The sequence below is a fragment of the Larkinella sp. genome, assembly GCF_965227735.1.
In the GTDB taxonomy this organism is placed as follows: Bacteria; Bacteroidota; Bacteroidia; order Cytophagales; family Spirosomataceae; genus Larkinella.
In genome coordinates this window covers 5649993-5676442 of the sequence record NZ_OZ245776.1, presented here as the reverse complement: position 1 = coordinate 5676442, position 26450 = coordinate 5649993, and the positions used below count along the sequence as shown (strand labels likewise).

Genomic DNA, 26450 nt, shown 5'->3' with positions numbered 1-26450 from the left:
ATTAAAAAACCGGCAATCCCGCAAATCAATACACCGCTACTGAAGAATCTGATCATTTTATGAATGCTTAAGGGATGGGAACGCGGATTACTACTATTTTACTGAACCGGAAATAACCTGAGCAGGGCCACGCCATGATGCCGAATCTCCGCCCTGAATGAATCCTTCAATGCCCCTAAATCCTTTTGCCGCCACACATCACGCAGCCGATAGCGGCCTTTCAGCCCCGCTTTAGCCAGGTCAAATGTAAAGGTTTTAGCCGTCTCATCCCCCCAGCGAAAATACGATTCGGGGGTTTTGCCATACTCCGCAACGTTGAAAAGGCCGACCGCAAACGAACCGTCTTCCAGCGGTTTGAGCCAGATTTGTACGCCATTTTCTTCCCGCACCAACCGGGCCGATTTCCCCAGCGGGTCCTGATTGATTTCAATGACCTCATCGTTGGTTAGTAAATTTAGCGTAAACGCGTCCAGTTGTTCGATGGGGCAACCGATGAGCAAGGGGGCTGACAGTAAGCTAAACAGGCTCACGTGGCTGTACTGTTCGTCGGGCGTCAGGCGGGTCGGGTGAAGTTCGGGCCCCGTGGATACATTGCCCAGAATCATCATATCGGGGTCATTCCAGTGGCCGGGGCCGTTGTAGGGTGCCCATTTGTCGAGCGTAAACGCCAGTTGGTACAGGCTCGTCCAGCTATCCCGGATGTCGGGGCCGGTGCGGTACATGTTCGATAACCGCATCCAATCTTTGACGTTGGCAAACGGGGCCGAGTTGGACAAACTGAATACAATATCCCGGCCCGATTGCCGCAGCGCCGTCGACATCCGCTCGGTCGAGTTGACATCGATCCGCCAGTCGTATTTCAGGAAATCAATGCCCCATTCGGCCATTTGCCGGGCGTCTTCGGTTTCAAACCGGTAAGGGGCGATGTGATTGAACGCGCGTCGATTCACCATGATCGACTCGTGTGATTCTCCACCCTTTGCAAAATCGGAGGAAGCCCCAACATAACCGCCGTAACTGGAAATATAGGGCGTCGAATACAGTCCCGCTTTCAAACCCAGTGCGTGAATATAATCCACCATGCCCTTGAAATCCGGAAATTTTTCGTTGGGTTGCAGGGCGTTCAGCGGCCCACCCCGAACGCCCTGCCAGGCATCGTCGATGTTGATATACGTCCAGCCGTGATCAATCAGCCCCATCTTCACGATGGCGTCGGCCGACGCGATTACCTTTTCCCGGTCAATCAGCGAGGCCCACGAATTCCAGCCGTTCCAGCCAATGGGCGGTGTCAGCGCAATCGTATCGCCGATCTTGATCGTTACGTGCCGGATCGCTTCTCCCAGCGCATTTTTGGCTTTCAGCGTGGTTTTATACGTACCGTGCTGGCTCACTTTTCCCGTAATGATGCCGGTTTTGGAATCTAGTATCAAACCGGCTGGCAAACCCGTGGCCGAAAAAAGGATGGGGCGTTTTCCGGTCGTCGCAATCGTATACAAAAATGGATTGCCGGGCGAGGCCCCGACGATTTTTGCGGAATTGATCCGGGGTTTTTCGCCCGGTTTGGGCGTCAGGATGTATTTTTCGTCCGTATTCGGCAGGTGTTCAGGACGATTGTTGCCCTTCATAATCAACTGCGCATTGGCCCAGTTGGCGTAGGTTCGTTTGTTGTTGGAACCACCGACCGGATCGGTGATCAACAGGCCCAGCCGTTCGATCCCCGTCAGGTCTACCTCCACGTTCTGGGGAGCGTCGCCCACCTTCATCTCCCGGCTTTCAAAAAGAATTTTCCGGTCGCCGATGACGTAGAACTTGACCGGTATTTCTGTATTACCCAGGTCATCGGCTCCAATCACAGCCCGGAACTGCGTGGCATTTTTCTTCAGGTAAAACGCCAGCACGCTCACACTTTGCGCGCCCACGCCCCGGCTGAAATACGTCCGGTTGATCCGCATTGAATCGTTGCTGTAATTGCGTTTCGCCGTCACCGGACGAATGCCCTCGGAAAAGGTTTGAATCAGCAGATCATCCAGCCAAACCGTACTCGTCTTTTGCGCATACGTTGCGGTGGTCATGAACAGCAATAAAACCGTCAACGATTTTGCCATTTTAAGAAGGTTTTTCATGGATTATTTTTTCGGAAACAACCGGAGCAAAACCACCCCGTGATGCCGAATCTCGGTTTTGGATGTCCTTTCAAACACACCAAGATCCTTTTGCCGCCACACATCGCGCAGCCGGTAATTACCTTTTAATCCTGCTTTCGCCAGATCAAATGTGTACGCTTTGGCCGTTTCATCACCCCAGCGGAAATACGATTCGGGGGTTTTGCCAAAGTTGCCGACGTTGAAAATGCCGACCGCAAACGAGCCGTCTTCCAGCGGTTTGAGCCAGATTTGAATGCCGTTTTCCTCCAACACCAGCCGGGCCGATTTCCCCAGCGGGTCCTGGTCAATTTCGATGACTTCGTCGTTGGTCAGCAAATTCAGGGTAAACGCATCGAGCTGTTCAATCGGACAACCGATGAGCAACGGGGCCGCCAGCAGACTGAACAAACTCACGTGGCTGTATTGCTCGTCGGGCGTCAGGCGCGTGGGGTGAAGCTGCGTTCCGGTGGTGACATTGCCCACAATCATCATGTCGGGGTCGTTCCAATGGCCGGGGCCGCCGTAGGGTGCCCACTTGTCGAGCGTGAAGGCCGAAACATAGAGGCTGTTCCAACTGTCCCGGATGTCGGGACCGGTGCGGTAACTATTCGTCAGTCGAACCCAATCGTTGACATTCGCGAACGGCGCAGAATTGGAAATGCTGTAAAAAATATCCCGGTCTGACTGCTTCAGGGCTACTGACATCCGCTCGGCAGAAGAAACGTCGATCCGCCAGTCGTATTTGAGGTAATCAATCCCCCATTCGGCCAGTTGCCAGGCGTCCTGTGTTTCAAACCGGTGTTTCCCGACGTAACGGAAAGCGCGTTTGTTGGCCTGAATCGAATCGGGAAAATCGCCGTTTTCCAAATCGGAAGAACCGCCGATGTAACCCGCATAACTCGTTATCATCGGCGTCGAATAAACGCCCACTTTCAGCCCCAAACTGTGAATATAGTCCACCATTTCCCGGAACTTCGGAAACTTATCGTTGGGCTGAATTGCGTTGAATTTTCCTCCGCGTTTGCCCTGCCAGGCGTCGTCGATGTTGATGTAGGTCCAGCCGTGCTGGCTCAATCCCATTTTCACCATCGCATCGGCCGAGGCCATTACCTTCTCCTGATCGATGTTTCGGGCCCAGGAATTCCAGCCGTTCCAGCCAATCGGGGGCGTCAGCGCAATGGTATCACCCACCTTTATTTTCAATAGTTTCGTCGCTTCGCCGTGTGCATTTTTGGCGCGGATGGTCACGGGATAGGTTCCGGCTTGCGACACTGTTCCCGTGATTAGTCCCGTCTGTTCGTCCAGTAAAAGCCCCGTCGGTAAGCCTGTTACCGAAAACCGCATCGGTCGGTCACCCGTTGCCGCGATGGTATACAAAAATGGATTACCGGGCGTGACGCCAAAAACCGTTGCCGAATTGATCCGGGGTGTTTTAGCCGGAGTTGGAGTCAAAATGTACTTTTCATCTGAATTGGGAATATTTCCAGGGCGGTGATCAGCCAGCATAACCAGTCGGGCATCGGCCCAGTTGGAATATACTTTCGTCCGCCCCACGTCATCAACCTTCACCAAAAGCCCCAGCCGTTTGATTCCGTTCAACTTCACACGGACTTTCCGGGGCACGTCGCCGAGCCGCATTTCACCACTGTCGAACAGGATTTTCCGGTCGCCAATCACGTAAAAAGTATGGGACAGTTCTTTCACTCCTTTGTCGTCAACGCCCACGGTTGCCGTAAATTCCGTCGCTTTTCCATCCAGAAAAAACGCCAGAATACTGGTCGCATTCACACCAACGCCCCGGTTAAAATACGTCCCGTGCATGACAATGGAATCACCAGCCGCTGTCGTTTTGGGCAACACGGCTGGAATGCCCTCTGAAAAGGATTTGATGGGCAAATCGTCCAGCCAGATTTCGCTGGTTTTCTGGGCGTTTGTGGCTGTAACAAAACTAAACACCCAGACCATAAGCAGCCAGAATCGCTTCGTCACACTCATTTACCATTCGTTTTTACTACCCCTTTGGCCTTTCTGACCGGTATTTTCAGCTTTTTCATTTTTCGGATTGTGACGACATCGACACCGGTGCCTGCTCCGGTTTGCTGCCCCAGGCTTTATTCGGTTTTCCGCCCATTTGCAACCGCAGGGTTCCGCCGTTGACGACGGTTTCGTGCGTCATCCACGGCTGGTCGAGGGCTTTGCCGTTCAATTGTGCCGACTGGATGTACAGGTTCTGAGCCGAGTTGTTTTTTGCTTCAATCACAAACTGCTTCCCTTTGTAATACCGGGGGTTGAGGTGAATCGTGATTTTGTTGAAAAGCGGGCTACTGATCTCGTAAAACGGCTCGGGCGTCGTGCCGCCGTTGGTCGAAAACAACCCGGTTTTCAGCAAAACCGCCAAACTGCCCATCAGGCCCTGATCTTCGTCGCCACTGTAGCCAAAATCGGGTGAAATACCGCTGTAGACTTTCTCGATGATCTGCCGCGTCCAGTGCTGGGTCAGCCAGGGCGAACCGGCGTAATTGAACAGAAAAGGCGTCTGCATGCAGGGCTGATTGCCGTAGTTGATAAACACCCGGCGCAGTTCTTCCAGCGTCTCTTTGTCGTGCGATTTCCCCGAAACAAAATCGTGTTTTTCGGCTTTTTCAAACGAACTGTTCAGTTTGGCCGTAAAGGCTTCCCGACCGCCCATCAGCTTGATCAGGCCCTGCACATCGTGCGGCACAAACCAGGTGTATTGAGCGGCATTGCCTTCTTCCCAGCCGTTGTCATACCGCAAAATATCGGCGGGTTCTCCCCACTTCCCGTCCAGCGTCCGGTTCCACATCCAGCCCAGTTCGGGATTCCAGATGTTCTTGTAATTCTCGGCTCGCTTCATAAACAGGCTGTAATCGTCCGTTTTGCCCAGTTTCTTCGCCATCTGCGCCAGCGTGTAATCCTGATAAGCGTATTCAAGCGTCTGCGTAGAACCGTCCTGATGAAAACCGTAGCGGGTTTTGCCCATCGGGTGCGGCACATACCCGCGCTCCAGGTAAAACTCAAGACCGCCCCCCTTAAAGGTGTTGTGTTCATACCCCGCCTTACTCATCATACCGCCGGGGAAGTGATTTTTCCGCAAACCTTCGTAGGCTTTCTGGTGGTCAAACCCTTTGATTCCTTTCAGATACGCACTGACAATGAACGGCGTAGATGAAGCACCGGTCATCACGTACGTGTAGTTGCCGCCCGCCGGTCCACGCGGAATCAGCCCACCGTCGTCGTACATCAGCAGCATCGAATTCACGAATGATTCCGTCACCTCCGGATAAACCAGGTGCCAGAGCGTGTTGAGCGACCACTGTGCGCCCCACATCGAATCGAAATTGTGGTGATTGAATTGGGGCTTCCCGTTGGCATCCAGCGGAATCTGTTTGATACGCCGTTCGGGACCGGTCATGTCACTGTATTTCCCGTTGACGTCCGAAATGATTCGTCGTCCCTGCAAGGCATGCCACAAATCGGTGTAAAACCGGCTGCGTTCGGTTTCGGTGCCGCCCTGCACTTCGATCCGGCTGAGCCAGGTGTTCCAGTCGGTGCGGCTTTCCTGCACGGTTTTTTCGAAATCCCAATGCGGCAGTTCAGTCGTCAGGTTCAGCCGGGCCTGGGCTTCACTGACGTACGAAATTGCCACTTTCATTTTCCGGATTTCACCCGCCCCGGTTTTGAAACTGAGGTAAGCCCCCGTGCGTTCGCCCTCGATCACCTCGCCGGGCGTTTCCAGCGTACCGTTTCGCCAGCCCTTGAAGGACTCAAACGGTTTGTCAAAAACCGCCACAAAAAATACCGTCAGCGTTTTGGGCCGGCGAATGGTTGGAGCCATGATCGCGTAGCCTTCAATCTCCTGATTGCTAACCTTTTTCACGGATCCTTTCTGCGTATCGGATGGCCCCAGAAAGGTCGAAAAATCGAACAGAATGTGGCTTTGGGCCGAGGCCGGAAAGGTATATTGGTGAAAACCAACCCGCGTGGTCGAGGTCAGTTCGGCGGTAATTTTGTACCGATCCAGCACTACTTTGTGATAACCGGCTTTGATGACTTCGCTACTGTGCGAAAACGGCGAACCGTACTGGCTGGCTCCCCGGTGACCGTTAAAATCCCCCGTTGTGGGCATCACCGGAATCCCCGACAACTGCCAGCCGTGAATGTGGCTGAAACATTTGATGCTGTCGAGGTGATACCGGTAGCCCGCGTTCCAGTCGGCGTTGACGGCATTGTCGGGGCTCAGATTGACCATGCCGAACGGTCGGCTGGCCGAATTAAAAAAGAACCAGCGGGAGTTGGCCGCATCCACCAGCGGATTTACCAGATCGACCGGTTTTGGGGCGTCTTTCTGCGCCCATGAAGGCGTTGTTCCAATTTCAAGAACCAGCAGAAACAGGAGACGATAGGAGGAAAATTTAAACATGTTGAGGTAGAATCGTTTGCGTGTAGGCCATTTAATGTCCGATCACAAATCTACACGACGATCCTCTGGTTAGGAAGGGGAACGCAAAACCGCTCCCCTTTTTTGGCTTTGGGTTATGGATCAGTAGCCTTCGTTCTGTTTCATGGCCGGAAACGACAGGTCAATCTCGCCCTGCGGAATGGGCCGCAAGTAGTGAATGTCTTTGATCGTGTTGCTTTTGGCCGCCCAGGGGTTGTATTTCTTCACTCGTTCGACCAGTTTGCCGGTTCGTTTCAGATCGAACCACCGGGAATATTCGCCCATGAGTTCGCGGGCGCGTTCATCCAGGATCAGGTCGATTGAGATGTTGGCCGCCGTGGCGCGGTACGACACCGCTTCCAGTGACTTTATATTGCCCGGCTCTTTGGCACACAGCGGATCCGCCCCTTTTTTCACCAGCGCCCGGTCCAGCACTTTGTTGTAATAGACTTCGGCACCACCCAGTTTCCCGTTTTTAGCCCCTTTCACCAGTGCTTCGGCCGCAATCAGATAGGCTTCTGCCGAGCGGAAAACCGCTTCGTTGAAGGTGCCAAATGCATCACCGTAGGCAATACCGGGCTGCCAGAACTTCCACATCATGGGCTGGTCTGACGGAAAACCGCTCACGCTGACCGTGCTGCCGTTCACAAAACCGTATCCGCCACTAAACTCATCCAGATTCACCACCGAATAGTTCTTTTTACCGCCCAAATCAATGCCGCGTTCATTCAATGAGGTGGCCGGTTTATTCCACGGCCGGAAATACACGACGGTATCGCCCGCTTTGATGTCGACTTTCAAATTCGGATTAACAACCGGCAAGGGCTTGAAACCGGCAACCGGCAACAAGGCATAGCCCACTTCCACAAAATTATGATCGTACCGCGAATCATTTTCCGGATCGAACAGCCGATACATCGCCGGGTTGGTAATGTGAAAAGGTTGGTGCCGGTTGTAGTCCGACGTCCGGCCTTTCGTGCCCGGATAGCCTTCACCGCCACCGCCAAAAACCGAATGCAGGTTGTTGCCACCAGCCGCATCCACGGCAAAAGCGGGGTCGGTTTTGTTGGTCAGCACATCCGAATTGTATTGGACGGCAAACACGATCTCCGGATTTTTGTCGTTCTGAGCGCCGGTATATTGTTTCAGCGGATTTTCGGAACGAATCGGAAACAATTGGGTGTAGGCTGTTGCCAGCGGATAGGCTTCGATCACCTTATCGGCGTATTGCAGCGCCAGATCAAAATCGGCATTGCTCCCGCCCAGCGAACTCTTGAAATTCCAGCCCCTCGTCAGATACACCCGGGCCAGCAAAAACTGAGCGGCCCCCTTGGTAATCCGTCCGTAGTTGGAAGCCGTTACCGGCAACTTGGCTTCCGCATCGAGCAAATCGTCGATAATCTGTTTGTAAATAGTTGCTGAAGGCACCCGAATGGCTTCTTTGCTCGGACTCAGCGATTCCGTCAGCGGCATCGGCACATCGCCCCACTGCTGAACCAGATAAAAATACGACAACGCTCGCAGGAATTTCGCTTCCGAAACCCGCGTGTCCTTCAGTGCAGCCGCCATCGTTGTGATGTCCCCGGCCCGGCTAATGGCCGTGTTGGTGCGGGCCACCTCGGCATACAGAAGCGTCCAGAGGCTTTGCAATTCTGCCAAGGTGGCATTCAGGCGAACATCATATTGTTCCAGCGGGCCGCCCGTGACGGCTGGCGTGGCAAATTTGGGATCTCCAAAACCGCTCTGCGAAAAAATGTCAGTACCGTTCAGAACCAGCGTCCGGTTCTGGTGGATATTCCGCAGCAGGGAATAACAGGACCGAACCAGATCTTCAAAACCGGCTTCCGTTTTGTAGTATACGTCGGTGGTCAGGGTGGTAACCGGTTTTTCAACCAAAAATTCGTCTTTGCAGCCGGAAGCCACCAGGCCGAGGAAAGCAAGGGACAGGGCCGTATATCGGATCGAGAGGAAAGATCTCATGGGAATTACGCGTTGATTTCGGGGTTAGAAACTGATATTGACACCTACGGTATACGTCATCGACGGCACATCATCCTGATAAATCGCCGAGTTAAATTCAGGGTCAAATCCGGTGAATTTGGTAAATACAAACGGATTCATGACCTGCGCATACAGGCGGGCATTGGCCAGTTTCCAGGAATTCATCAGGCCTTTCGGCAGGGTGTAGCCTACGGTAATGTCCGAAATCCGCAAAAAGCTGGCATCCTGGTAGTTGATGGCGTTTCGGTACGGATTGGCCGCGACGACGCCAAAATAGGTGTTCGACGGATTGTCGCTCCGCCAGTAGTCCAGCGAGGCCAGTTTGTTGTAGCGGGTGCCGCTGATTTCGCCGAAAGTGCCCGACAAAGTGCTGTTGTAATATTGAACACCATCCCGGTAATAGACGAAAAAGGACAGGTCCAGGTTTTTGTATTTGAAACGGTTGGTGATGCCCAGAATCCAGTTTGGCAACTGCGTTCCCAGCACCACGCGGTCGTCGATGGCATCGGTGGAGGAAATAACGCCGTCGTTGTTTTGATCGACCACGCGTACCGAGCCGGGCACCTGTTTGTATTTGGTCGCCTGCTCCTGCTGGGCGGTTTGCCAGATGCCATCGAACTGGTAATCGAAATTCGACCGGATCGGGTAGCCGACAAACAGCTTGTTGCCTTTATCGACGGTTTGGCCGTCGCCGTACAGTTGCAGCAGTTTGTTGCGGTTGCGGGTGAACGCAAAGGTGCTGTTCCAGCTAAAATCGTTGCGGGCGATGTTGACGGTATTGAGCGTCAGTTCCACGCCTTTGTTCTCGATTTGCCCGACGTTGGCAATAACCTGCGAAAACCCGGTTACGGTCGGAATCTTCTGATTCAGAATCAGGTCGGCGGTTCTCCGGTTATACAATTCCAGCGAGGCCGAAAGGCGGTTTTTAAAGAACCCGAAGTCCAGCCCCAGGTTATATTCCGTACTCCGCTCCCACTTCAAGTCCTTGTTGGCCAGGTTGGAAGGCGCAAAACCGTAAGCCGCCGTGCCGTCAAAGTCATACCCGGTGTTGAGCAAACCGGCCTGCGTGCTGTACGGACTCACCGTCGAGTTTCCCACCTGCCCGTAGCTCAGGCGCAGTTTAAGGTTCGAAAACACGTTGAGGTTACTGATAAACGGTTCGTCGCCCATCCGCCAGGCCAGGGCCACCGACGGAAAAAAGGCCCATTTGTTGCCTTCCGAAAGCTGGGAAGCACCGTCTGAACGACCCGTTACCGTCAACAGATATTTGTCATTGTAGGAGTAGTTGACCCGACCCATGAACGACAGCAGCGAGCGCTCGACCAGCGAACTGTTGATGCCCGTCACGGTTCCGGTGTTCAGGGCATACCAGTCTGAATTGTAGGGCAGGTCTTTGGCGGCAATCTGATAGGCTTCGTTGCGCTGGTAGAAGGCACTTTGTAAACCCGTTACGCCAAATTTATGCTTGCCCAGGTCCAGGTTATAGGTGATAATGTTGTCCAGGGTGTAGTTTCCCTGCGTCCGGTTGTCATACTGCGCCCGGGGTTTGGACCCAATCTGCGATTTGGACCACTGCCCCCGGAAATCGCCAATGCGGTCGGTGTTATACGAAGCCGAAAGCGACGAACGGAAACTGAGCCCTTTGATGGGGGTAAACTCAACGTAGCCGTTGCTCATCACCGACATCGTGGTGGTCAGCAGTTTCGAGGTTTTGGGGTCGATGTCGGCCAGCGGATTGGGCACCTGCTTGTCGTTGATTCCCATCCAGAACGCATAGCCATCGACATTGAAATCACCGTTCTCAGACGGGTTGGCGAGGTCGCTAAAGTAGGGGGTTCCCGTCGGACGCGCCCGATACGCCCCCCGCAGCGACTCCTGCGACCCCACATTCTGGTTGCTGTAGGTCAGGTAGGACGTAAACCCCACTTTGAAGCGGTTTCCCAGCTTGCTGTCCAGACCGGCGTTCAGGTTGTAGCGTTTGTAGCCCGTGTGGAGCACATTGCCATTTTCGTTCAGATAACCACCCGAAAACCGGTAGGTCGTTTTGTCGTTTCCACCCGCTACGCTGATATTCTGGCTCATTTGCAGGGCCGGGTCGGTAATCAAATCCACCCAGTCAGCGGTTTTTCCGGCCTTGATGTTCGCCATTTCGGCGGCTGTGAACGTAGCACCCGTGGCCCCTTCCAGCACCCGGTCGGTATACGTCGCTTTGTAAAACTGCTCACTCGACATCAGTTCGGGCATGTGGGCGGGCATCTTGACGCCCACGTAGCTGTCGTAACTGACGCGCGGTTTGCCGGAAATCCCTTTTTTCGTCGTGACGATGATGACACCGTTGGCGCCCCGCGCCCCGTAAATGGCGGTCGACGACGCATCTTTCAGGATGTCCATCGACTGAATGTCGTTGGGATTGAGGTTGTTGAGATTACCACCCATCAGCCCGTCGATCACCACCAGGGGTTCGGTGGAGTTGTTGATGGTGTTTTCGCCCCGAATGGTGATGTTGTAGCCCGCCCCCGGTTTGTTGCTTGATTTGGTGACGGTTGCGCCCGCGACCTGCCCCTGAATGGCTTTGGAAGCCATCACCGGATTGGCGCGGACAATGTCCCGGGTTTGAACCGAGGCCACCGCGCCGGTCAGGTCGGTCTTCTTGATTTCGCCGTAGCCAACCACCACAATTTCCTCCAGTTGCTTTAAATCCGCCTTTAAAACCACATCGAAAACCGTGCGTTTTCCAACGGCCAGTTCCTGTGATTCATACCCGATGAAACTGACGATCAGCACCGCATCCTCGTTGGGAACCGACAGCGAAAACCGGCCCTCCGCGTCGGTAGTTGTGCCTTTATTCAGGCCTTTGATGATGATACTGGCCCCCACAATGGCCTCATTTTTGTCATCTTTAATCTGGCCCTTGACGGATATATCCAGGGGCAGCATGGGCTGTAGACTGGCCTCGTTTTCCGGCATTGCCGAAGTCTTTACTTCAATCCGATTGAGAACAATCTGTTTCCCCAGAATCCGGTAACCTAATTGCAGCGGCTCAAGGACGCTGGTCAGCACATCGCCAAGCGGTAAATTGTTAATCGTCAGGTTAACCTTGTGCGCCGATTTTAACAGATTGGGATTATAAATAAACCGCACTTCGGCATTTTTCTCGATTTCGATCAACACCTTTTTGACGGATTGATTTTCGATTTTCAGGCTAATCCGTTTTTTCAGCACTTCCTGCGAATCGGCTCTGTAGGCAAACAATGGCCCCATGAAGAGAACTGAAAGAAATAGCTGGCAAATAAAAGCAGGCAGAAAACCCAGGCCTTGTTTGCCATTTCGTAGCGCTATGTTCATAAAATTACGGGTTAAGGGTTAGGAATAAGGAGAGGTATTAGTGATTACAGTTGGCAAATACCGGCACATTCTGCAACCGGTTTATTTACATCCGTTTGACTTGATCACTATCCGGCCGTCGTTTTCGACGTAACTGGCTTCCAGCGCAATGCAGATTAATTCGATTTTTTGCAATAAGGGTTCGTCCGACAAATGCGCGGTCAGTTTGCAGGAAGACAAGTGGGTACTGTCATACACGATGTTCGCATGATAGGCCTTGTTTAACGTCTCGATAACGTTAATAGCCGCCGTCTCATCGAAATTAAAGCTCAGGCTTTGAATGGGTAGCTTCAGATTGGTTTTATCGACCGTCAGCGGTTTGTTTAAGGTATGCTGATTCGGGTCCGTATTAATGCGTTCATCTTCTTTTAAAATCAGCCCATCCAGTTGGTTGCTGGCCATTTTCTTGTCCTTGTTTTTATCATTATGCAGAAACACTTCGACTTTCCCGGTTTTTACCACGACTTCGGAAAACTCGGCCTGCGTTTTCACCAGAAAACTGGTCCCTAACACTTTGGTAATCAATCCTCTCGTATAGACAAAAAAGGGTTTCTCGGGATTTTTCTGTACTTCAAAAAAAGCTTCACCGACCAGAACCACTTCCCGTTTCCGATTATTAAATAGCTTCGGTGAATAACTGATCCGGCTTTGGGGCTGTAAAATGACGGAGCTTTTGTCGGGTAAGTTTACCAGAATTGGGCCGTTGGTCAGGTTCTCTTTTTCGTAAATTTCACCGGTTTCTTCTTTTACCGTATTGATGAGCATCCGGTAGGTAATGGCGGGGGATTCTGCATATTTAGTCCAGCCCAGCCAACCCAGAACTAAAACAATGGAAGCCACGGAAAGCCATTTGAATAGCGAATTTAACCGGAATTGTTTGGTCGGAACCGTACTCACTTTTTGTTCGGTTTCCGGTGCCTGAATGGATCGGTATACTTTTTCCAATCCTCTGTCAGGATCAAAATTATACTGGGGATGTTGTGACTCCCATTCATCCAGATACTGATGAAACAGCTCAAGATTACTTTTATCCGCTAGCCACTCTTCAATCAGTTTCCGTTGAATCGTGGTACACTTGTGATCAAAATAATCAAATACGATTTTCTTTATTAATGAAGATTCCATAATGGCGGGATTTGGATCGTATTACTCACTGACTGAGAGAATAAACAGCAGAAATAAACTGAGTAAGTACTCGTGTTTCAGCTCCTCTCTGATTCTGGATAACGCTCTGCTGATCAAGCGTTCTACCGCGCTAACCGTTAATTCCATTTCGGAAGCGACTTCCGCATATTTCTTGCCTTCCAGCCGGTTTAACTGAAACGCTTTTCGGGATTGTTTGGGCAGGTGTTGAATGGCCACTTCCAGCTTTCGGCTTAGCTCATGGAAATGCAGGATTTCATCCGGTTGCAGCACCGCAATGGATTTAAAATAATCCGCGTTCTCATCACTGGTATCCAGGTTTTCATTCCGGTTTAACTCCTGTTTTATGTAGTTGTAGGAGCGGTTTTTGACGGAGGTGTATAAATAGGAACGGTACGAAATGGCGATGGTTTCATACACCTTATTATTCCAGAAATTCGTGAAAACTTCAGCCACAACATCTTCCGCTATTTCTTTCGAATACACATACCGAATGGCATGGTTGCATAAATTGGTGTAGTACTTTCTGAAAAGCAACTCAAACCCTTTCTGGGGAGACGAAGCGAAATAGGTTTGAATAAAATACTCGTCGGAAAGCACCCGGGGTTCTTCCGGTTCCTTCGAAATCCGTGGCCCGGTTCGGTCGGCGTGATACGCTTCTAAAGGCTGTTCTTCAGGGTTCATCGGGTCAGAGAATACACGCTACGCACGTTGTAGAGAATGGTTGACGTTGTGCCTACAGGCCGGAAAAATATTCTAATTCAAAGACAAAGTTTTGTTATTTTACCCCACACTAAAAAAACATTTCTTTTCTCCTATTTTTCAACACCGCCTTACCAGCCTGAATTCGGGGTTTCGGGTGGTTCGTCAGGTTGAAATCAGAGAGGGAGGCCGGAAGAAATGGCAAGAAAATAGCCGGTATACAGCGCAGCGAAAAAGCTGTCGCGTATACCGGCTAACGTTTACTCATCAGATCGTAGAAATAGCCCTGTACGGTTTTTCCGCCGTTCTATTTATCGGGTACGCAGTTGGCCAGTTTATAGATCCGGCCGTCGGCTTTGGTATAGATGTAGAAATCCTGATTCAGCCCCAGGCCAAACCGCAGATCCGTTTTTTTACTCTGGCTCAATTCCTGAAACGTAGCGGTTTTGCCAGCCACTTCCACTTTCAACTCTTTGATTTCGGCTTGTTTACCAGGCTGTAGCTGACTGCTTTCCACGTAATAAACTTTCCCGCTGACAATATCGCCAAAGATGTATTTTCCCGTCAGGGCCGGAATGGCGGTTCCTGAATAGACAAAACCGGCGGAGAACGCGTTGCCTTCGTCGTGGTCGTACTGCACGACGGGATACGTATACTGGAAGGTCGCATCATTGGCAGGCAGGGCGTACACCCGGTCCATGCGGCCCCGGTAGTTAATGACAAAGGTGCCTTCGCGATCCGGCCAGCCGTAATTCGCCCCGGCAACACCCAGGTTCAGCTCTTCCGACTGCGCCTGACCGATGTCCGAAATCAGCATCTTGCCGTCTGGCGTCCAGCTAATCCGGTTGGGGTTCCGGAATCCCTGACAAAAAATCTCTTTCAGCGCCGTCGGATCCTTCGCAAACGGGTTGTGGGTCGGAATACCGTACTTCCCGTTTGTGCTGTTGGTGCCTTTCGGGTCGATGCGCAGCACTTTTCCCCAGGGTCGGCTCCGGTCTTTGCAGATAAAATAGAATCCGTTTTCGGTGGCTCCGCCATCGCCTACGCCGATGTATAACATGCCGTAATCAGCGGTGCCCGGTTTCGCCATCGGGTTAAACGTAATCTCCTGAACGCCATGAATCGGGCTTACCATGTTGAGCCGCAGCAGCTCCCGGCCCGTGCCGGAAAAGGTTGCGGCCGTTGGATCAGGCAGTTTCCACTCCGTCAGCACCCACTGCAGCGTCACCTTGATGGAGTCGGGATAGGCAAAATCGGCCGGGGCGGTGTTGGCTTTTTCGGTATGGGTCGTATAGAACAGACCGTTGGTGTAGAAATCCGGGTGGAAGGCGTAGCTGCCAAAACCGGTGGCCAAACCGGGTACGTGGATGAAATTCGGGCGTTCTTTTGCCATCGCCATATAGGGCCGCAGCGAATTGCCTTCCATTTCGTACAGCGTTCCCCGCAGATCTTCCAGAAACAGCCGGTTTTTCGTGCCGGGCAGCACCTGCATTTTGTTGATGCGGGCCAGCGGTATTTTTTCGGCGCTGGCCGGGGCGGTGGTCACTTCTTCGAGCTGAATCCGCAACCCGGAGGGCGGTATTTTCGTCGGAATGGGATCGTTCAGCACCGCGCCGAGGTTTTCGCTGCCCACATCGACCGTCGACACCTTGCGTTTCGAGTGAAGGTAGGCCGTCAGGGCGGTGATGTCGCCCTCGCTGAGCTGCGTAAACGGCGGCATCATCTGCTTGTATTCTTCAAAAAGTTCGTGCGCCCGGGCGTCGCCACTGTTGATGACCTCCGGGGCATTGCGGATGAACTTCCGGAGCCAGTCCACCGGCACTTCCGTCGTCACGCTGGCCAGATTCGGCCCGATGCCTTTTTGCAGGAAATTATGACAGGCCGTACAGTTCTGCTGGAACAACTGCTGTCCTTTGGTCAAAACCGCCTTGTCGGTGGAGTATGCCGTGGGGGCGGTGACGGGCGGTTTGGCTGCGGTTTTGGGTTTCCTGGGTTGTTGCGCGTGGGAAAAAGTGCAGACAGCCAGCAGATTGAGCAGTGCAAAGACCCAGGACGCCATAGGCCCTAAAAAGGGTTTTTGGAATCCGCATGAAGTCTTGTTAACGTATTTTTGAGGGGATTTAGGGGCAGGAAGCATTCGTAAATTCATTCGGTTGTTTAATTTTCAAACGAGGTTTGAAAATTAGGTCATTTCTTTGCGAAAATCAAACGCGGGTCGCTTTTCAATCAGCCATGTTCACTAAAAATGCACTGCGCCAGTTGGCCGGGAATACGGTATTCGGCCGGGGTGAAGACTATTACCGGCGGGGTGCCGTCAAAAAGCTCAAGCAGCGGGGCAATTTTTGGAACGTGACGCCCTAATTGGCTTGCGACTTCTTTATTATCACCACCGTTCCGGCGATCACCCGGCACTCATCACCGCGCTGTTACGACTTATCAAACGCTTTCCCGGCACCTTCGATACGTTCATTTTCGAAAATCTGAACGACCAGTTGCTCGCACCCGCGATGCGCTGAACCTGTATTTACAGGCCCTCGAAAACCGCAGCCGGTCGCAGGGCAGCGTTACCGACTACCAGCAATTGCGCACGTTCTGGAGCGAAGACCAACACAACCGGTTTGTCGACAGCCTGAAAAGCAAAGGCGGTATTGTCCACAATCACCTGTTTTACGCGCAGGTTCTCCAGGTCGAAAAGCGCCCCGCCGAGCTTTTGCAACTGGTCAAAAACACCGACTGTCTGTATGAAAGGCCTGAACGAAATTCTGAAACTGACGGCCCACACCTGCCCCAACGAGTGCATGGACCTGGTGATGGAGCACAGCGCGCAGTGCCTCGACAACGACCAGCGGGGCCGGGTGATGTACGTGTCCATCGCAAGCTGGCTGACGGCGCTCAACGGTTTTCAATCGCTGAAACCGCAGGTGGCGATTTACGCCGAGCATTTGTATAAGACGTACAGCCGGTTGAATGCGTTGCGGGAGGAGTTGAGGAATGCGCGGCTGGTGCGGAAGTGAGAAGACGCTATGATTGATGTAATTACACAAAATCTTGTTACTCCACCATGTGGTTTTGGAAGTACAAGATTCAGAACTCAGTTAATAAATTGTGTAGAATTCGCATAGGTTGATTACCTTGGATTATGGATTATTACCTTGGTGTAACTGACTGGAATTGGTATAGCTACTTAAGCAGACTTGCTCCTGAAGATGTAAATTTCTGGCAACCCGGCGGTCGGACTGCCTTCCGTGCTCTTAAGCCTGGAGGTGCATTTGTGTTCAAATTAAAAGGCCTAAATAACGCTATTGGCGGAATTGGTTTTTTTGCAGCTCAAAGTCAAATCCCGCTTTCTCTAGCCTGGGATACATTTGGGGTTCGAAACGGTTTTGATAATTTAGAACAGTTTAGAACAGTAATTCAACGGTATCGTCATGATTCGGAACGCAATCCTATTATTGGTTGTATAGCCTTGACTAATCCGATATTTTTCAACCGAGAAGATTGGATAAACATTCCTCGTAATTGGAGCAGAAACATCGTACAAGGTAAAACTTATAGTACGAATGATGCAATTGGTAAAACGCTTTGGCAACAAATTGAAACGGTTCTCGCCCGGTATTTAACGACTGTCCCAAATATTCAGGATTCTTTTGCAGTGGCAGAAGAACTTCCGCAGTATGGAAATGCAGTATTGCGTAAAGTGCGAATTGGTCAGGGGGCTTTCCGCCTTTCAGTAATAGATGCTTACAATAAAAGGTGCGCTATTACAGGAGAAAAAACATTACCAGTTTTAGAAGCCGCCCATATTAAGCCTTTTGCGGAATCCGGCCCTAATCAAACAGCGAACGGTTTACTGCTTCGCTCTGATATGCATAAGCTATTTGATGATGGTTATATAACAGTTACTCCAAACTTAAAAATTGAAGTTAGTAAGCGAATTCGAGAGGAATTTAACAACGGCAGGGAGTATTATCAATATCATGGCAAGAGCTTGTTAGTACTTCCTGAATTAAATACAAATAAACCTTCATCACTTTATTTAGAATATCATAACAATACGGTTTTTCGGCCATAATTAGTCTACGATTTATCATAGTAATAAAAATTATTTAGCTAAATTTCTAAAAATTAAATATATTGGTAATATAAAATTCAACCAATATACATGGCCGAACGCAAAAAGAAATTAGCAGTTAGAACGCTATCATTTCATGAATATGATGATGGAGTTTTAGGATCAGCTGTCGGGCCAGGATCTGGTTATGCATTTATAGAAAGGTACTTCCCAGTTGCCGAAGATATTATTCGCATTTCTAGTGTTTTCTTCAGTTTAAAGGGTTTCCATCTCGGTCAAGAGCATGTAAAAGAACAGGTTGTCTATCAAATTCTAGTTGGTCGCGATGATGGCGTTGATGTTCAAGAGGCTGTTCTTAATGAGATTACAGAAGAAATGCGTCAACCGGGTGTAACCCTTACAATTATAGTCAACGAGTTAGTTAACCGAATTAAGAGTGGGCGTTTTTTTATAAAATCTGCTAACTCAATTTCTCAACCATTTCATTGCAAGTTTTACATCTGCGACCAAAAAGTAGGATGGCACGGCTCATCAAACTACGCTAATAATGGCCTTAAAATAAATGCCGAACAGGTTGGTCTTTTTCCCAAACCAAGCGATATTGGCAAATTTACATCATGGTTCAATAATGTAGCTTCTGAATCAGATGATTTATTGGGGCCTTTACTGAAACTATTGGAAGTATGGCTTGATATGGCCCGCCCTTTTGATGTATATTTAAAAGCTCTACAGTACCTATTGGGTTATAAAGAAGAAATAGACCGCCCTTTTGCTCCTGTCTTTTTTCAGCAGGTACTAATTCAAGCAGCAATGCGGCAATTAAAGGAACATGGAGGGGCATTTATTGTGGCAGCTACCGGATTAGGGAAGACGATTATAGGCTCAGAAATTGCGCTAAAATTTCAGGAATCTAAGCATGCTAAAACTATTATCATAATTGCTCCTCCGTTAGTACATAGCAAATGGGAAACGCAGTTTATGGCAAGACGAGTCACTCCCTATTTGTTTAGTATTACCACTCCATTTTATAAATCTGATGAAACCTCAAATCACCAAATCAATCGATTAATTAGACTACTTAAACTGGCCGACAAAAACACACTTATTATAATTGATGAAGCACATTATTATCGAAATCAACAGGCTTATGAACAAACCCGTGACTTAGTAAGCCGAGTATATCAACTGTTTGAACCTGCGGTTCGCCGTGGAGCACGGATTGTATTATTGACAGCAACTGTCTATGGTACTACAATTGATAATCTAAACGGTTTACTTCGTTTGCTTCCATTACATGTCATACACAACGAACTTCATAAAATTAATGACCGCTGGCAAGTTAAAGCAGTGGAAGAATTCGCTATGCTTGATATTGTTAGCGTAATGAGTATCAGCCATGTATTAAGTATTGCTAGAAAACTTAATCATATAGAAGATGGCCAACCTTACGTCCAATATCCTGACAAAAAAGTTTACTTACCTAAGAAGCTAGTTTTACAACGTGTTCCTTATGAATTGCCACTTGAGTCACAGCTACAATTAGCCTTCGACAACAAAATGTTTAGTCAGCGCGATAATTTTCACATTCCATATCTTGATGATGAAACTGGCGAAGTGAAGAAAGCTCCTGTCAACTTTTTGTATAAAGTTGCTCTAAATAGCTGGTTAAGTTCTCCCGACGCTATCATAGAAGCAATTCAGCATAATCTGGCAACACTTGATCCTCCTAAAGACCAACTGCCTATATTTCCAGAAGATGTACCTTCAGAAAAATATGAAGAAAATCAGATAGTGAAGTCATCAGGGGCATATAAGCTTGCCCTAGAGGTATCGCTCAGCAAACGGAAACAATCGTTACTTTCCATTCTTGACACTCTCACGAAGCCTGAAATCCATGATGATAAATTGAACAAACTTATTGAAATCATTGATAAACATCATATTCATGAGAAGGGTAAAGTTTTAATATTCATCCGTCGGCATGCTACCGCGTTGTACTTGACGAACAGACTAACTACTTATTATGGAAAAACTGTTAAAATAGGATGTACAGTTAAAAAAGCCAGTGGGAGTGTCCGACTAAAGAGTAGATCTAAGCGAGATGAAACATTATGCCAGTTTTCTCCATCTTCCTTTCCAGACATGAAAATGAAGCCTAAAGATATAATTGATGTGCTAATTTGTACAGATGCAGATGGTTTAGGAGTGGATTTACCCGAAGCAGACACTGTCGTCAATTACGATATACCTGAAGGAGCAGATGTATTATTCCAACGTGCTGGCCGGATTTTAAGGATGACCGTCCGAAAAAATAGAAGTGTTATTTTTTACACATTTATACCAACTCTGTTCACTAAGAGTATAACTTCTTCACTCTGCCATAAAGCTATTATCGCCAAATTTAATCGATTAATAAAACGACATAAAAGTGCTAGCAATGTATTACGAGCTAATGTATTATCAGATCAAACTGAACACAGTATTTTATTGGATAACGCTGTCATTAATGATATTGAGGATTTTATGAGACAGGCTGACATGGCTGAAGATCTGTTTGCATCTGTAAAAAACTCCCGGCTTGAACATGATTTGGTTCTATTACAACATCAGGAAACGTGTAAAAATCTACCTGGTTTTGTGCATAGTGCTCAATATCATAATGCTGGAACGTATATTGTATTTATGTTAATTCATTGGAAAGACCAATTTTGGCCAATACTTTACAATGCTGGCACCAAAACAATTGACCATCCAAGTGATCTAGGTATATTAAATAGAATAGCTTGCGAACCGGATACAGAGAAAGCGTTTATTCCAGTTTGGATAATAGAAAAATTGTGCGATAGAGCCCTAACGGCTTGGTGTGTAGAAGACCCTAGCCAGCCACGGAGTATTGAGGAAACAAGAAAGTGGTGTGCTATGGTTTTATTGCCAAAACCTATTAGCCATGAAATTGCAATGCGTAATTTTGCGCGACTAATCGATTCTGAACAACCTAACAAAAAACCTCAAAAACATACTGAAAAAAAACGTCAAAATGGTATGTTAACCATTTTTGATGAGCAATAACAGATGTTGCGTAATGCCTTGAAGCCGCAATAAGCCCAGTACCCTGATTTATCAAAACGCATTTAACCCAAACCAAAGCCCGTGCCGGAGCGTTCTGTAGATTTCCAACGACCTTAATCGCGTGAATTCAATCTTCCACTATAGCATCCTCCAATACCACCACTCCCAAGCGCTGGGTGAAGTGTTGAATATTGGGGTATTGTTGTGGTTTCCGGAGCAGCACCAGGTTATATTTCGCTATCCGTCGCGGCTGAGCCGAATTAGTAAACTGTACCCATCTTTTCCGGAGAAGACCATTCGATCCTACTTCCGGGGTATTACGGCCAAAACTCAGCAACTCAATAAACAGCCTGATATCTTTATCAAATACGAGCAACGGCCACGGCTGTTTCTAGATCACGAAATCCTGATCCGCGATTCCAGTGCCTTGCAGTTCAGTGACGTCAAAACCGCCGTTCTCTACACCGACGATTTAGCTGCGATCAGTGATCAATTCTACCGATTGTATCTGTCCTTCTATGATCAGCAGGAAGAATACCGTATTCCCCATGATGAGAGTTATTTGGTAAAAGAATTTCAAAAACGACTTCGACAACGCTTGAATGGCGTATCGTTGCGCGAAGCTTTTGAACATCCGCTTACGATCAAACCAGAAGGAACCAACTTCAGCTACAAATTCCCTTTCGCCTGGCAGAACGGCACCTACAACCTGGTAAAACCGGTTAGTTTCGATCTGAAATTAGAAGAATCCATTCACGAGAAAGCCACCTTTAATTTCGGTCAATTCAGCTTTCTGCAACCCTATGCCAACGAACACAACGCCCGTTTCGACCTGCTGGTGGCCCGCCCGAAAGACAAGAATCTGTATAGCGCCTATGATGATGCCCTCCAACAGATTGAAAGTGTACCAAAGGTAAAAATCGTGGAAGAAGACGAGTTGGATAGCTATTCCGAGAAAACGGCGGAAGCGTTACGGTAGCCTATAATTCCACCCTCCCTCACAACCCCTTCTCCGAAAACCGGATCATGGGAAAACACTCCGGAACATGCGAATCCCAGACGCGGTGGGAATTCCAGGCCCAGCCGCCGTGGTCGCCGGAGGGGGCGGCTTCTTTGTAGGTGTTGAAGCGCGAAAAATCGATTCGCCATTGATCATTGTTTTTCGGGGGTAGTGCCCGGTGGTCCGCTTTGGCGAGGTCGCCCATGCTTTTCCAGGGGAAGGCCAGCTCCACCGTCCATTTCCGGTCCCGATCCTGGTTGTTATTCAGGGTGCCGTCCACGAAAACCGCACTTTGCAGGCCCGGAAAACGGAAATCCCAGGAACCGTAGCGCAGCCCCCGGGGGTGGTTTTTGAACCCGACGCCGTTGAATTTCCGAACCGCCGGATTGGAAAGCGCAAAGCGGGAATCCTGTCCAAAACCGCCTTTTTCGTAGGCGTCCTGCCAGATAAAAAACGCTTCGTAGCGTGTGCCTAACGCATTGATTTCAAATTCGTAGTAGGTGTCTTTCCCGGCAATAAACACCTCCACGTCGTTTTCCGAATAAATCGGATCGTTGTGATTCGCCAGTTTGGCGTTGATGTAGGGTTCTTCCACCCAGAAGGCAATGTAAAGATTCTCGGCGTCCCAACAGACAGCCGCCCGCGTGTCGTGCAACGTCTTGCCGCCCGAAACCAGATCGACAAACCGGGGTGAACGCGGGATTTTGGTCCAGATTGCCTCGTCCAGTTTTCCGTCGATCACGGGCGGTTTGGCGGTTCGGTAGGCGGTATACTGTTCGATGGTGTTTTTGTCACACGGAAAAGCCCAGCCGGTTGTATCAGCCGTTGTCTGATCGGTCGCACGAAACGGAATCTGCAAAACCGAACCTTGAAAGAAAAGTAAACTGAGGACTAGAATCAGAAAGGAAGGAAAGCCAGCGGGGTAGTATTTTTTCATGCGAGTATAAATTTCAGGTGTATTTCCATAAGATCACCGGCGATTCAATACCGCCCCAGCGTCGTCCGCAACGACTCCGTAATGGTCTGCGCCAGACTCGCCGGTTTCAGCACTTTGACGTGTTCGCCGTAGCTGCGGAGGTGCATCAGCAGGTCGCGGTTGGGGGCCAGCCGGAGCCGGACGATGCACTCCGTTTCGTCGTCGCGCAGCACCTCCTGCGTCTGGTGAATCGGCTTGGCTTTCACGTAATACCCGAACAGGGGCGTGAACGACAGCAGAATTTCCTCCACCGGATCGGTGGTGTCCGTGATGCCGTAAATGTGGTCGAACAACTCGGCGACATAGGCCAGAACCGAGGGCGGCACGGCGCAGGGTTCGTCCAGAATCTCCAGTTCGGCCATGCGGTCAAGGGCGTAGGTTTTCTCCTTGCCGCTCAGGGCGTCGTAGCCAATCACATACCAGCTATCGGCCACCTCCCGCAGCAGAATCGGGTGCAGGGTTCGGGCCGACGCCGACGACTCGATTGCGGGATCGGCATGTTTACGGTATTGAAATGACACCTGCCGGTCTTGGTTGACGGCCCGAATCAGCACCGGAACGTACTGCCGGTTTCCGCCCAGCACTTTCTCTTCCACATACACCACTTTCCGCTGCATCCCTGACGCATTGCCGTCTTCGGGTCGAACCTCCCGGACAATGTCCAGACTTTGCCGGACTTTCTGGAGGGCGTTGGTCAGTTCCGCCACCACCGACGCGCCCTGCGTGGCCGCCAGCACCTCGCGGGCGTAGTCGAGCGCTTCCATGTCGTCGGGCGTGAGCATCAGCCGGAGCAGCCGGAACTGCGGATTCGTATAGTAATAGCCGTTCCGGCGTTTGTCGTAGGCAATGGGCGCGTTGTGGTCTTCGCGCAGCCGCTGAATGTCTTTTTCCAGCGACGAAACCGACCGGATGCCGCAGCGGTCCTGGAGCAGTTCAAACAGCGCCTGTTTCGAATACCGGCGGGGATAGCGGCTGATCACTTCGTCGATCAGGCGGTAGCGTTGGAAAGCGGAGCGGGTAATGGGCATGGGTTCTTTTTTGTCGGGGCAAAGAAGCGAAAAAAAATCGCAGAAAAATCAAAGGCCGTAAAAAGATTACGTTCTGACAAAATCAATTTTGTAGTGTTCGAATCACCCGGCCGAACAGAAACAACACGACGATGAACACGCAACTCGTATCTCTCCAACCCTTTGTACACCCGGTTTTGAGCAGTCAGCACATTACCCGGCGACCGGTCCGGCTTTCCGCCCGCCAGCTCCTGGATGTTGAACTGGGCCTTTTTCTACTCTCGCAACTCCTGCCCGGCGCTCCCCCCGACGCCCTGCCCGGTTTGCTGAGCGATCACCATCCGACCAGCTCTGTGTGCCTGAACTGGACCACCCGCCAGCAAAAACTGCGCAACCGGGGTCTGGCGTTGCTGACGCATCTGACCCGGCAAACCTGCTGGCATGACCTCCTGGAATTATACATTGCCGTTCCCGTTCATCTTCAAGCCTACGACATCAGTTCTGATCGCAGCGGTTTCCGCCTGAAAACCGTGGGCTTTTCGCGCAATCGCCTGACGGTTTTACGAAAAGTGTTGGGCTGAAAAAAAAATAATACATTAATTGACAACGTAAAAAGATTACGTTCTGATGGGTTTATTTTTGTATACAACGAACGGTAAACAACCATACTTATGAACGCATTACCCCTGTCTAACGCACCAATCGCCCGCCAACTGAGCCCGTTTCCGTTGCACTGGCAGGAGCCGCTGGCGACGCAACTCCGGTTTCAGCACGAGTTGCCCGGCCAGTTGTCCAACCGGCTGTTGAATGTTGAACTGGGGCTTTTTCTGCTGGCGGAACTGTTGCCCCTGGCGCCCCCCCAGGCTCTTCCCAACCTGTTAAACGGCGAGGGATTGGTCTACGGGGAGCGCCCGGTCTGGAAACCGCGGCAACACCGCTATTTGAACCGCGCCCGGGCGTTGCTGGCTCCTTACCAGGACCGCAGCGTCTGGCTGATGGCGCTGGCGCGTTACGATGCGCTGCCGACCAGCCTGCGGGCATTCTGCTCCCAAAGTCCGGGGAGCTGCGGGTCGGAAGTAAGCCGGAGTATTTTTCGCAGTCGGGAAGAATTGTTCAGGAAAGCACTGGCTTAAGACGATGGTTTCTTTTTTTCAATCCACCCACACCTTTATGGCTTTGAAAATTGCACTCTTTATCGTGTTTCAGAATAAACCGCTGGTGGTTTTCAGACTGCTCTGCTATTCGGTTCTGATTCGAGTACTGGTACTCACGCATGTCCTGATTTTACCTCCGGGTTTTTATCGGCGGTAATCACAGTTTCCGCTGTCGAATTCCATCTTCGTCAATGACCGTAAAATGGTTTAAAATGTCAACCTTACCGGTCGAAAGTAAGTCAATCAAAATTTTAGCAGCATCATCAGGAGTGTCGCCTTTTCGACGAAAATAAACAACTGCCGGAGGGGATTCCAATCGATAACGGAATAAAAGCTCCCCGTAATCCCGGTTAAAAGTCAAGATGATCAGTTGCTCAGCAACGGCCTGAGCCAGAACCTGCGTATCTTTCCAGCCACCATTTGTTTAGGATATACTAATCACGTTATAGCCTTCCGCACGCAGCCGTCGAATACTTGGACCCGGAAAATTTTCATTGGCAAGAAACCGCATCAGGCACTGGCTTTAGACGGAAAATAGAGTTCCTGACGTAAACACTCGTTCAGGTAGAAAAAAACCGCCCGAATATCTTCGCGTGTCAGTCTTGGATAGCTTTCCAATATCATTTCTTCGGTCCACCCTTTCCCGTAAAGTTCAAGCAGTAACTCCACTGAAATGCGGGTGTTTTTAATGACCGGTTTGCCAAGCAGTATTTAGGGGTCAGAATGTATATAATTTCTCCAGTTCATAATACAATAGGCGGCTTTGGGGTCTATATTGCTATGTACTTTAGGGTTCTATTTCAGATAATAATTCGTCCAGCTCTCCGTCATTCAGATTTTCTTTTTCACTTTTATCATAAATCGAAAGCAGATAAATATCTTCTTCCGTTACATGGACGTAAGTTATAACCCGGGCTCCTCCGCTTTTACCTCGTCCTTTGCTTTTTATTGCCAATCTAATTTTATAACAACTGTTGCCCAAACCCGTACCCTGGTCAGGTTCGTCCGATAAATTGAGCGCAAGACTGGCTAATTCTTGCTTTAAAGATGGATACTTTCTCGCTAAGCGCTTCGCTTGTTTATCAAAAGTAGGAATAGCTTTAACGTTATAGCTCATCTAGCAAGTCTTGGATAGGCCGGGCTTTTAACTTGCCCTTTTTAATTAAATTAACCTCCTGAACGGCCTGCCGAATTTCTGCTTTCAATTCGGTTTTTGTCAACTCTTCCTCATCCTGCAAGAGTGAGATCAGCTTTTGGCGATCCTTTTTCGGCAGTTGCTGCCGTAGTAATGTAGCTAGTTGACTAACGGTCAATGATATGTTTAATGTTGTTTCCATGG

The 26450-nt window shown here is 49.9% G+C and carries 22 protein-coding genes and 1 pseudogene; 8 read left to right on the top strand and 15 right to left on the bottom strand.

Annotated elements, in window-relative coordinates; translation table 11 throughout:
* Positions 1-98 precede the first annotated feature (98 nt).
* The 8 genes from ACO064_RS22215 to ACO064_RS22180 form a co-directional block, all read right to left on the bottom strand.
* Positions 99-2123, bottom strand: coding sequence for an NPCBM/NEW2 domain-containing protein (locus ACO064_RS22215; RefSeq protein WP_421829415.1), 2025 nt, complete (start codon positions 2121-2123; stop codon positions 99-101).
* Between the two features lie 3 nt (positions 2124-2126).
* Entirely contained in the window at positions 2127-4139 is a 2013-nt protein-coding gene (locus tag ACO064_RS22210; protein WP_421829414.1) for an NPCBM/NEW2 domain-containing protein, read from the bottom strand.
* A gap of 55 nt (positions 4140-4194) precedes the next feature.
* Entirely contained in the window at positions 4195-6585 is a 2391-nt protein-coding gene (locus tag ACO064_RS22205) for a GH92 family glycosyl hydrolase (RefSeq protein WP_421829413.1), read from the bottom strand.
* A gap of 120 nt (positions 6586-6705) precedes the next feature.
* A complete protein-coding gene (locus tag ACO064_RS22200; protein ID WP_421829412.1) occupies positions 6706-8583 on the bottom strand; it encodes a RagB/SusD family nutrient uptake outer membrane protein in 1878 nt (625 codons plus the stop codon).
* 24 nt (positions 8584-8607) lie between these two features.
* Positions 8608-11949, bottom strand: coding sequence for a TonB-dependent receptor (locus tag ACO064_RS22195; protein ID WP_421829411.1), 3342 nt, complete (start codon positions 11947-11949; stop codon positions 8608-8610).
* Between the two features lie 81 nt (positions 11950-12030).
* On the bottom strand, positions 12031-13113 hold the full coding sequence (locus ACO064_RS22190) for a FecR family protein (RefSeq protein ID WP_421829410.1): 1083 nt from the start codon (positions 13111-13113) through the stop codon (positions 12031-12033).
* A gap of 21 nt (positions 13114-13134) precedes the next feature.
* Positions 13135-13815: an RNA polymerase sigma-70 factor gene (locus tag ACO064_RS22185; RefSeq protein ID WP_421829409.1), complete on the bottom strand. Its 681-nt coding sequence runs from the start codon at positions 13813-13815 to the stop codon at positions 13135-13137.
* Between the two features lie 325 nt (positions 13816-14140).
* Positions 14141-15892 carry a PQQ-dependent sugar dehydrogenase gene (locus ACO064_RS22180; RefSeq protein ID WP_421829408.1) on the bottom strand — a complete coding sequence of 584 codons (1752 nt, stop codon included), beginning with the start codon at positions 15890-15892 and terminating at the stop codon, positions 14141-14143.
* 173 nt (positions 15893-16065) lie between these two features.
* Here ACO064_RS22180 and ACO064_RS22175 point away from each other — a divergent pair, with 173 nt between their 5' ends.
* Both ACO064_RS22175 and ACO064_RS22170 read left to right on the top strand, forming a co-directional pair.
* Positions 16066-16194, top strand: coding sequence for a hypothetical protein (locus ACO064_RS22175; protein ID WP_421829407.1), 129 nt, complete (start codon positions 16066-16068; stop codon positions 16192-16194).
* Positions 16195-16199: 5 nt separating this feature from the next.
* On the top strand, positions 16200-16349 hold the full coding sequence (locus tag ACO064_RS22170) for a hypothetical protein (protein ID WP_421829406.1): 150 nt from the start codon (positions 16200-16202) through the stop codon (positions 16347-16349).
* A gap of 8 nt (positions 16350-16357) precedes the next feature.
* Here ACO064_RS22170 and ACO064_RS22165 read toward each other — a convergent pair whose 3' ends face one another.
* A complete protein-coding gene (locus tag ACO064_RS22165) occupies positions 16358-16549 on the bottom strand; it encodes a hypothetical protein (RefSeq protein WP_421829405.1) in 192 nt (63 codons plus the stop codon).
* A gap of 25 nt (positions 16550-16574) precedes the next feature.
* On the opposite strand from ACO064_RS22165, the gene ACO064_RS22160 reads away from it, so the two are divergent.
* The 4 genes from ACO064_RS22160 (at position 16575) to ACO064_RS22145 (ending at position 21953) form a co-directional block, all read left to right on the top strand.
* Positions 16575-16847 carry a hypothetical protein gene (locus ACO064_RS22160; protein ID WP_421829404.1) on the top strand — a complete coding sequence of 91 codons (273 nt, stop codon included), beginning with the start codon at positions 16575-16577 and terminating at the stop codon, positions 16845-16847.
* A 125-nt stretch (positions 16848-16972) separates the two neighbouring features.
* Complete coding sequence (locus tag ACO064_RS22155; protein WP_421829403.1) at positions 16973-17905, top strand: HNH endonuclease; 933 nt, start codon at positions 16973-16975, stop codon at positions 17903-17905.
* Between the two features lie 90 nt (positions 17906-17995).
* On the top strand, positions 17996-20974 hold the full coding sequence (locus ACO064_RS22150; RefSeq protein WP_421829402.1) for a helicase-related protein: 2979 nt from the start codon (positions 17996-17998) through the stop codon (positions 20972-20974).
* 121 nt (positions 20975-21095) lie between these two features.
* Positions 21096-21953 carry a DUF3037 domain-containing protein gene (locus tag ACO064_RS22145; protein ID WP_421829401.1) on the top strand — a complete coding sequence of 286 codons (858 nt, stop codon included), beginning with the start codon at positions 21096-21098 and terminating at the stop codon, positions 21951-21953.
* A gap of 19 nt (positions 21954-21972) precedes the next feature.
* Here the strand turns inward: ACO064_RS22145 and ACO064_RS22140 are convergent, their stop codons facing one another.
* The gene (locus ACO064_RS22140) at positions 21973-22911 is read right to left on the bottom strand and encodes a carbohydrate-binding family 9-like protein (RefSeq protein ID WP_421829400.1); all 939 of its coding nucleotides are present in this window, start codon (positions 22909-22911) and stop codon (positions 21973-21975) included.
* 44 nt (positions 22912-22955) lie between these two features.
* Entirely contained in the window at positions 22956-23978 is a 1023-nt protein-coding gene (locus tag ACO064_RS22135; RefSeq protein ID WP_421829399.1) for a helix-turn-helix transcriptional regulator, read from the bottom strand.
* Between the two features lie 131 nt (positions 23979-24109).
* Here ACO064_RS22135 and ACO064_RS22130 point away from each other — a divergent pair, with 131 nt between their 5' ends.
* Positions 24110-24538, top strand: a complete 429-nt coding sequence (locus ACO064_RS22130) for a hypothetical protein (protein ID WP_421829398.1) — start codon at positions 24110-24112, stop codon at positions 24536-24538.
* 90 nt (positions 24539-24628) lie between these two features.
* Complete coding sequence (locus tag ACO064_RS22125) at positions 24629-25090, top strand: hypothetical protein (RefSeq protein WP_421829397.1); 462 nt, start codon at positions 24629-24631, stop codon at positions 25088-25090.
* Positions 25091-25268: 178 nt separating this feature from the next.
* Here ACO064_RS22125 and ACO064_RS22120 read toward each other — a convergent pair.
* The 4 genes and pseudogenes from ACO064_RS22120 to ACO064_RS22105 form a co-directional block, all read right to left on the bottom strand.
* Positions 25269-25517 (bottom strand): annotated as a pseudogene (locus tag ACO064_RS22120) (DUF5615 family PIN-like protein); the annotation flags it as partial.
* Positions 25518-25621: 104 nt separating this feature from the next.
* Complete coding sequence (locus tag ACO064_RS22115; RefSeq protein WP_421831050.1) at positions 25622-25819, bottom strand: DUF433 domain-containing protein; 198 nt, start codon at positions 25817-25819, stop codon at positions 25622-25624.
* Between the two features lie 79 nt (positions 25820-25898).
* A complete protein-coding gene (locus tag ACO064_RS22110; RefSeq protein WP_421829396.1) occupies positions 25899-26228 on the bottom strand; it encodes a type II toxin-antitoxin system RelE/ParE family toxin in 330 nt (109 codons plus the stop codon).
* The gene (locus tag ACO064_RS22105; RefSeq protein ID WP_421829395.1) at positions 26218-26448 is read right to left on the bottom strand and encodes a hypothetical protein; all 231 of its coding nucleotides are present in this window, start codon (positions 26446-26448) and stop codon (positions 26218-26220) included. The genes ACO064_RS22110 and ACO064_RS22105 overlap by 11 nt, the downstream gene beginning before the upstream one ends.
* Positions 26449-26450 lie beyond the last annotated feature (2 nt).

Coding starts and splice junctions, on each gene's coding strand:
- ACO064_RS22200 (WP_421829412.1), bottom strand. CDS start 8,583: ATGAGATCTTTCCTCTCGATCCGATATACGGCCCTGTCCCTTGCTTTC.
- ACO064_RS22160 (WP_421829404.1), top strand. CDS start 16,575: ATGAAAGGCCTGAACGAAATTCTGAAACTGACGGCCCACACCTGCCCC.
- ACO064_RS22210 (WP_421829414.1), bottom strand. CDS start 4,139: ATGAGTGTGACGAAGCGATTCTGGCTGCTTATGGTCTGGGTGTTTAGT.
- ACO064_RS22105 (WP_421829395.1), bottom strand. CDS start 26,448: ATGGAAACAACATTAAACATATCATTGACCGTTAGTCAACTAGCTACA.
- ACO064_RS22205 (WP_421829413.1), bottom strand. CDS start 6,585: ATGTTTAAATTTTCCTCCTATCGTCTCCTGTTTCTGCTGGTTCTTGAA.
- ACO064_RS22110 (WP_421829396.1), bottom strand. CDS start 26,228: ATGAGCTATAACGTTAAAGCTATTCCTACTTTTGATAAACAAGCGAAG.
- ACO064_RS22180 (WP_421829408.1), bottom strand. CDS start 15,892: ATGGCGTCCTGGGTCTTTGCACTGCTCAATCTGCTGGCTGTCTGCACT.
- ACO064_RS22125 (WP_421829397.1), top strand. CDS start 24,629: ATGAACGCATTACCCCTGTCTAACGCACCAATCGCCCGCCAACTGAGC.
- ACO064_RS22175 (WP_421829407.1), top strand. CDS start 16,066: ATGTTCACTAAAAATGCACTGCGCCAGTTGGCCGGGAATACGGTATTC.
- ACO064_RS22190 (WP_421829410.1), bottom strand. CDS start 13,113: ATGGAATCTTCATTAATAAAGAAAATCGTATTTGATTATTTTGATCAC.
- ACO064_RS22155 (WP_421829403.1), top strand. CDS start 16,973: ATGGATTATTACCTTGGTGTAACTGACTGGAATTGGTATAGCTACTTA.
- ACO064_RS22130 (WP_421829398.1), top strand. CDS start 24,110: ATGAACACGCAACTCGTATCTCTCCAACCCTTTGTACACCCGGTTTTG.
- ACO064_RS22135 (WP_421829399.1), bottom strand. CDS start 23,978: ATGCCCATTACCCGCTCCGCTTTCCAACGCTACCGCCTGATCGACGAA.
- ACO064_RS22150 (WP_421829402.1), top strand. CDS start 17,996: ATGGCCGAACGCAAAAAGAAATTAGCAGTTAGAACGCTATCATTTCAT.
- ACO064_RS22185 (WP_421829409.1), bottom strand. CDS start 13,815: ATGAACCCTGAAGAACAGCCTTTAGAAGCGTATCACGCCGACCGAACC.
- ACO064_RS22140 (WP_421829400.1), bottom strand. CDS start 22,911: ATGAAAAAATACTACCCCGCTGGCTTTCCTTCCTTTCTGATTCTAGTC.
- ACO064_RS22215 (WP_421829415.1), bottom strand. CDS start 2,123: ATGAAAAACCTTCTTAAAATGGCAAAATCGTTGACGGTTTTATTGCTG.
- ACO064_RS22195 (WP_421829411.1), bottom strand. CDS start 11,949: ATGAACATAGCGCTACGAAATGGCAAACAAGGCCTGGGTTTTCTGCCT.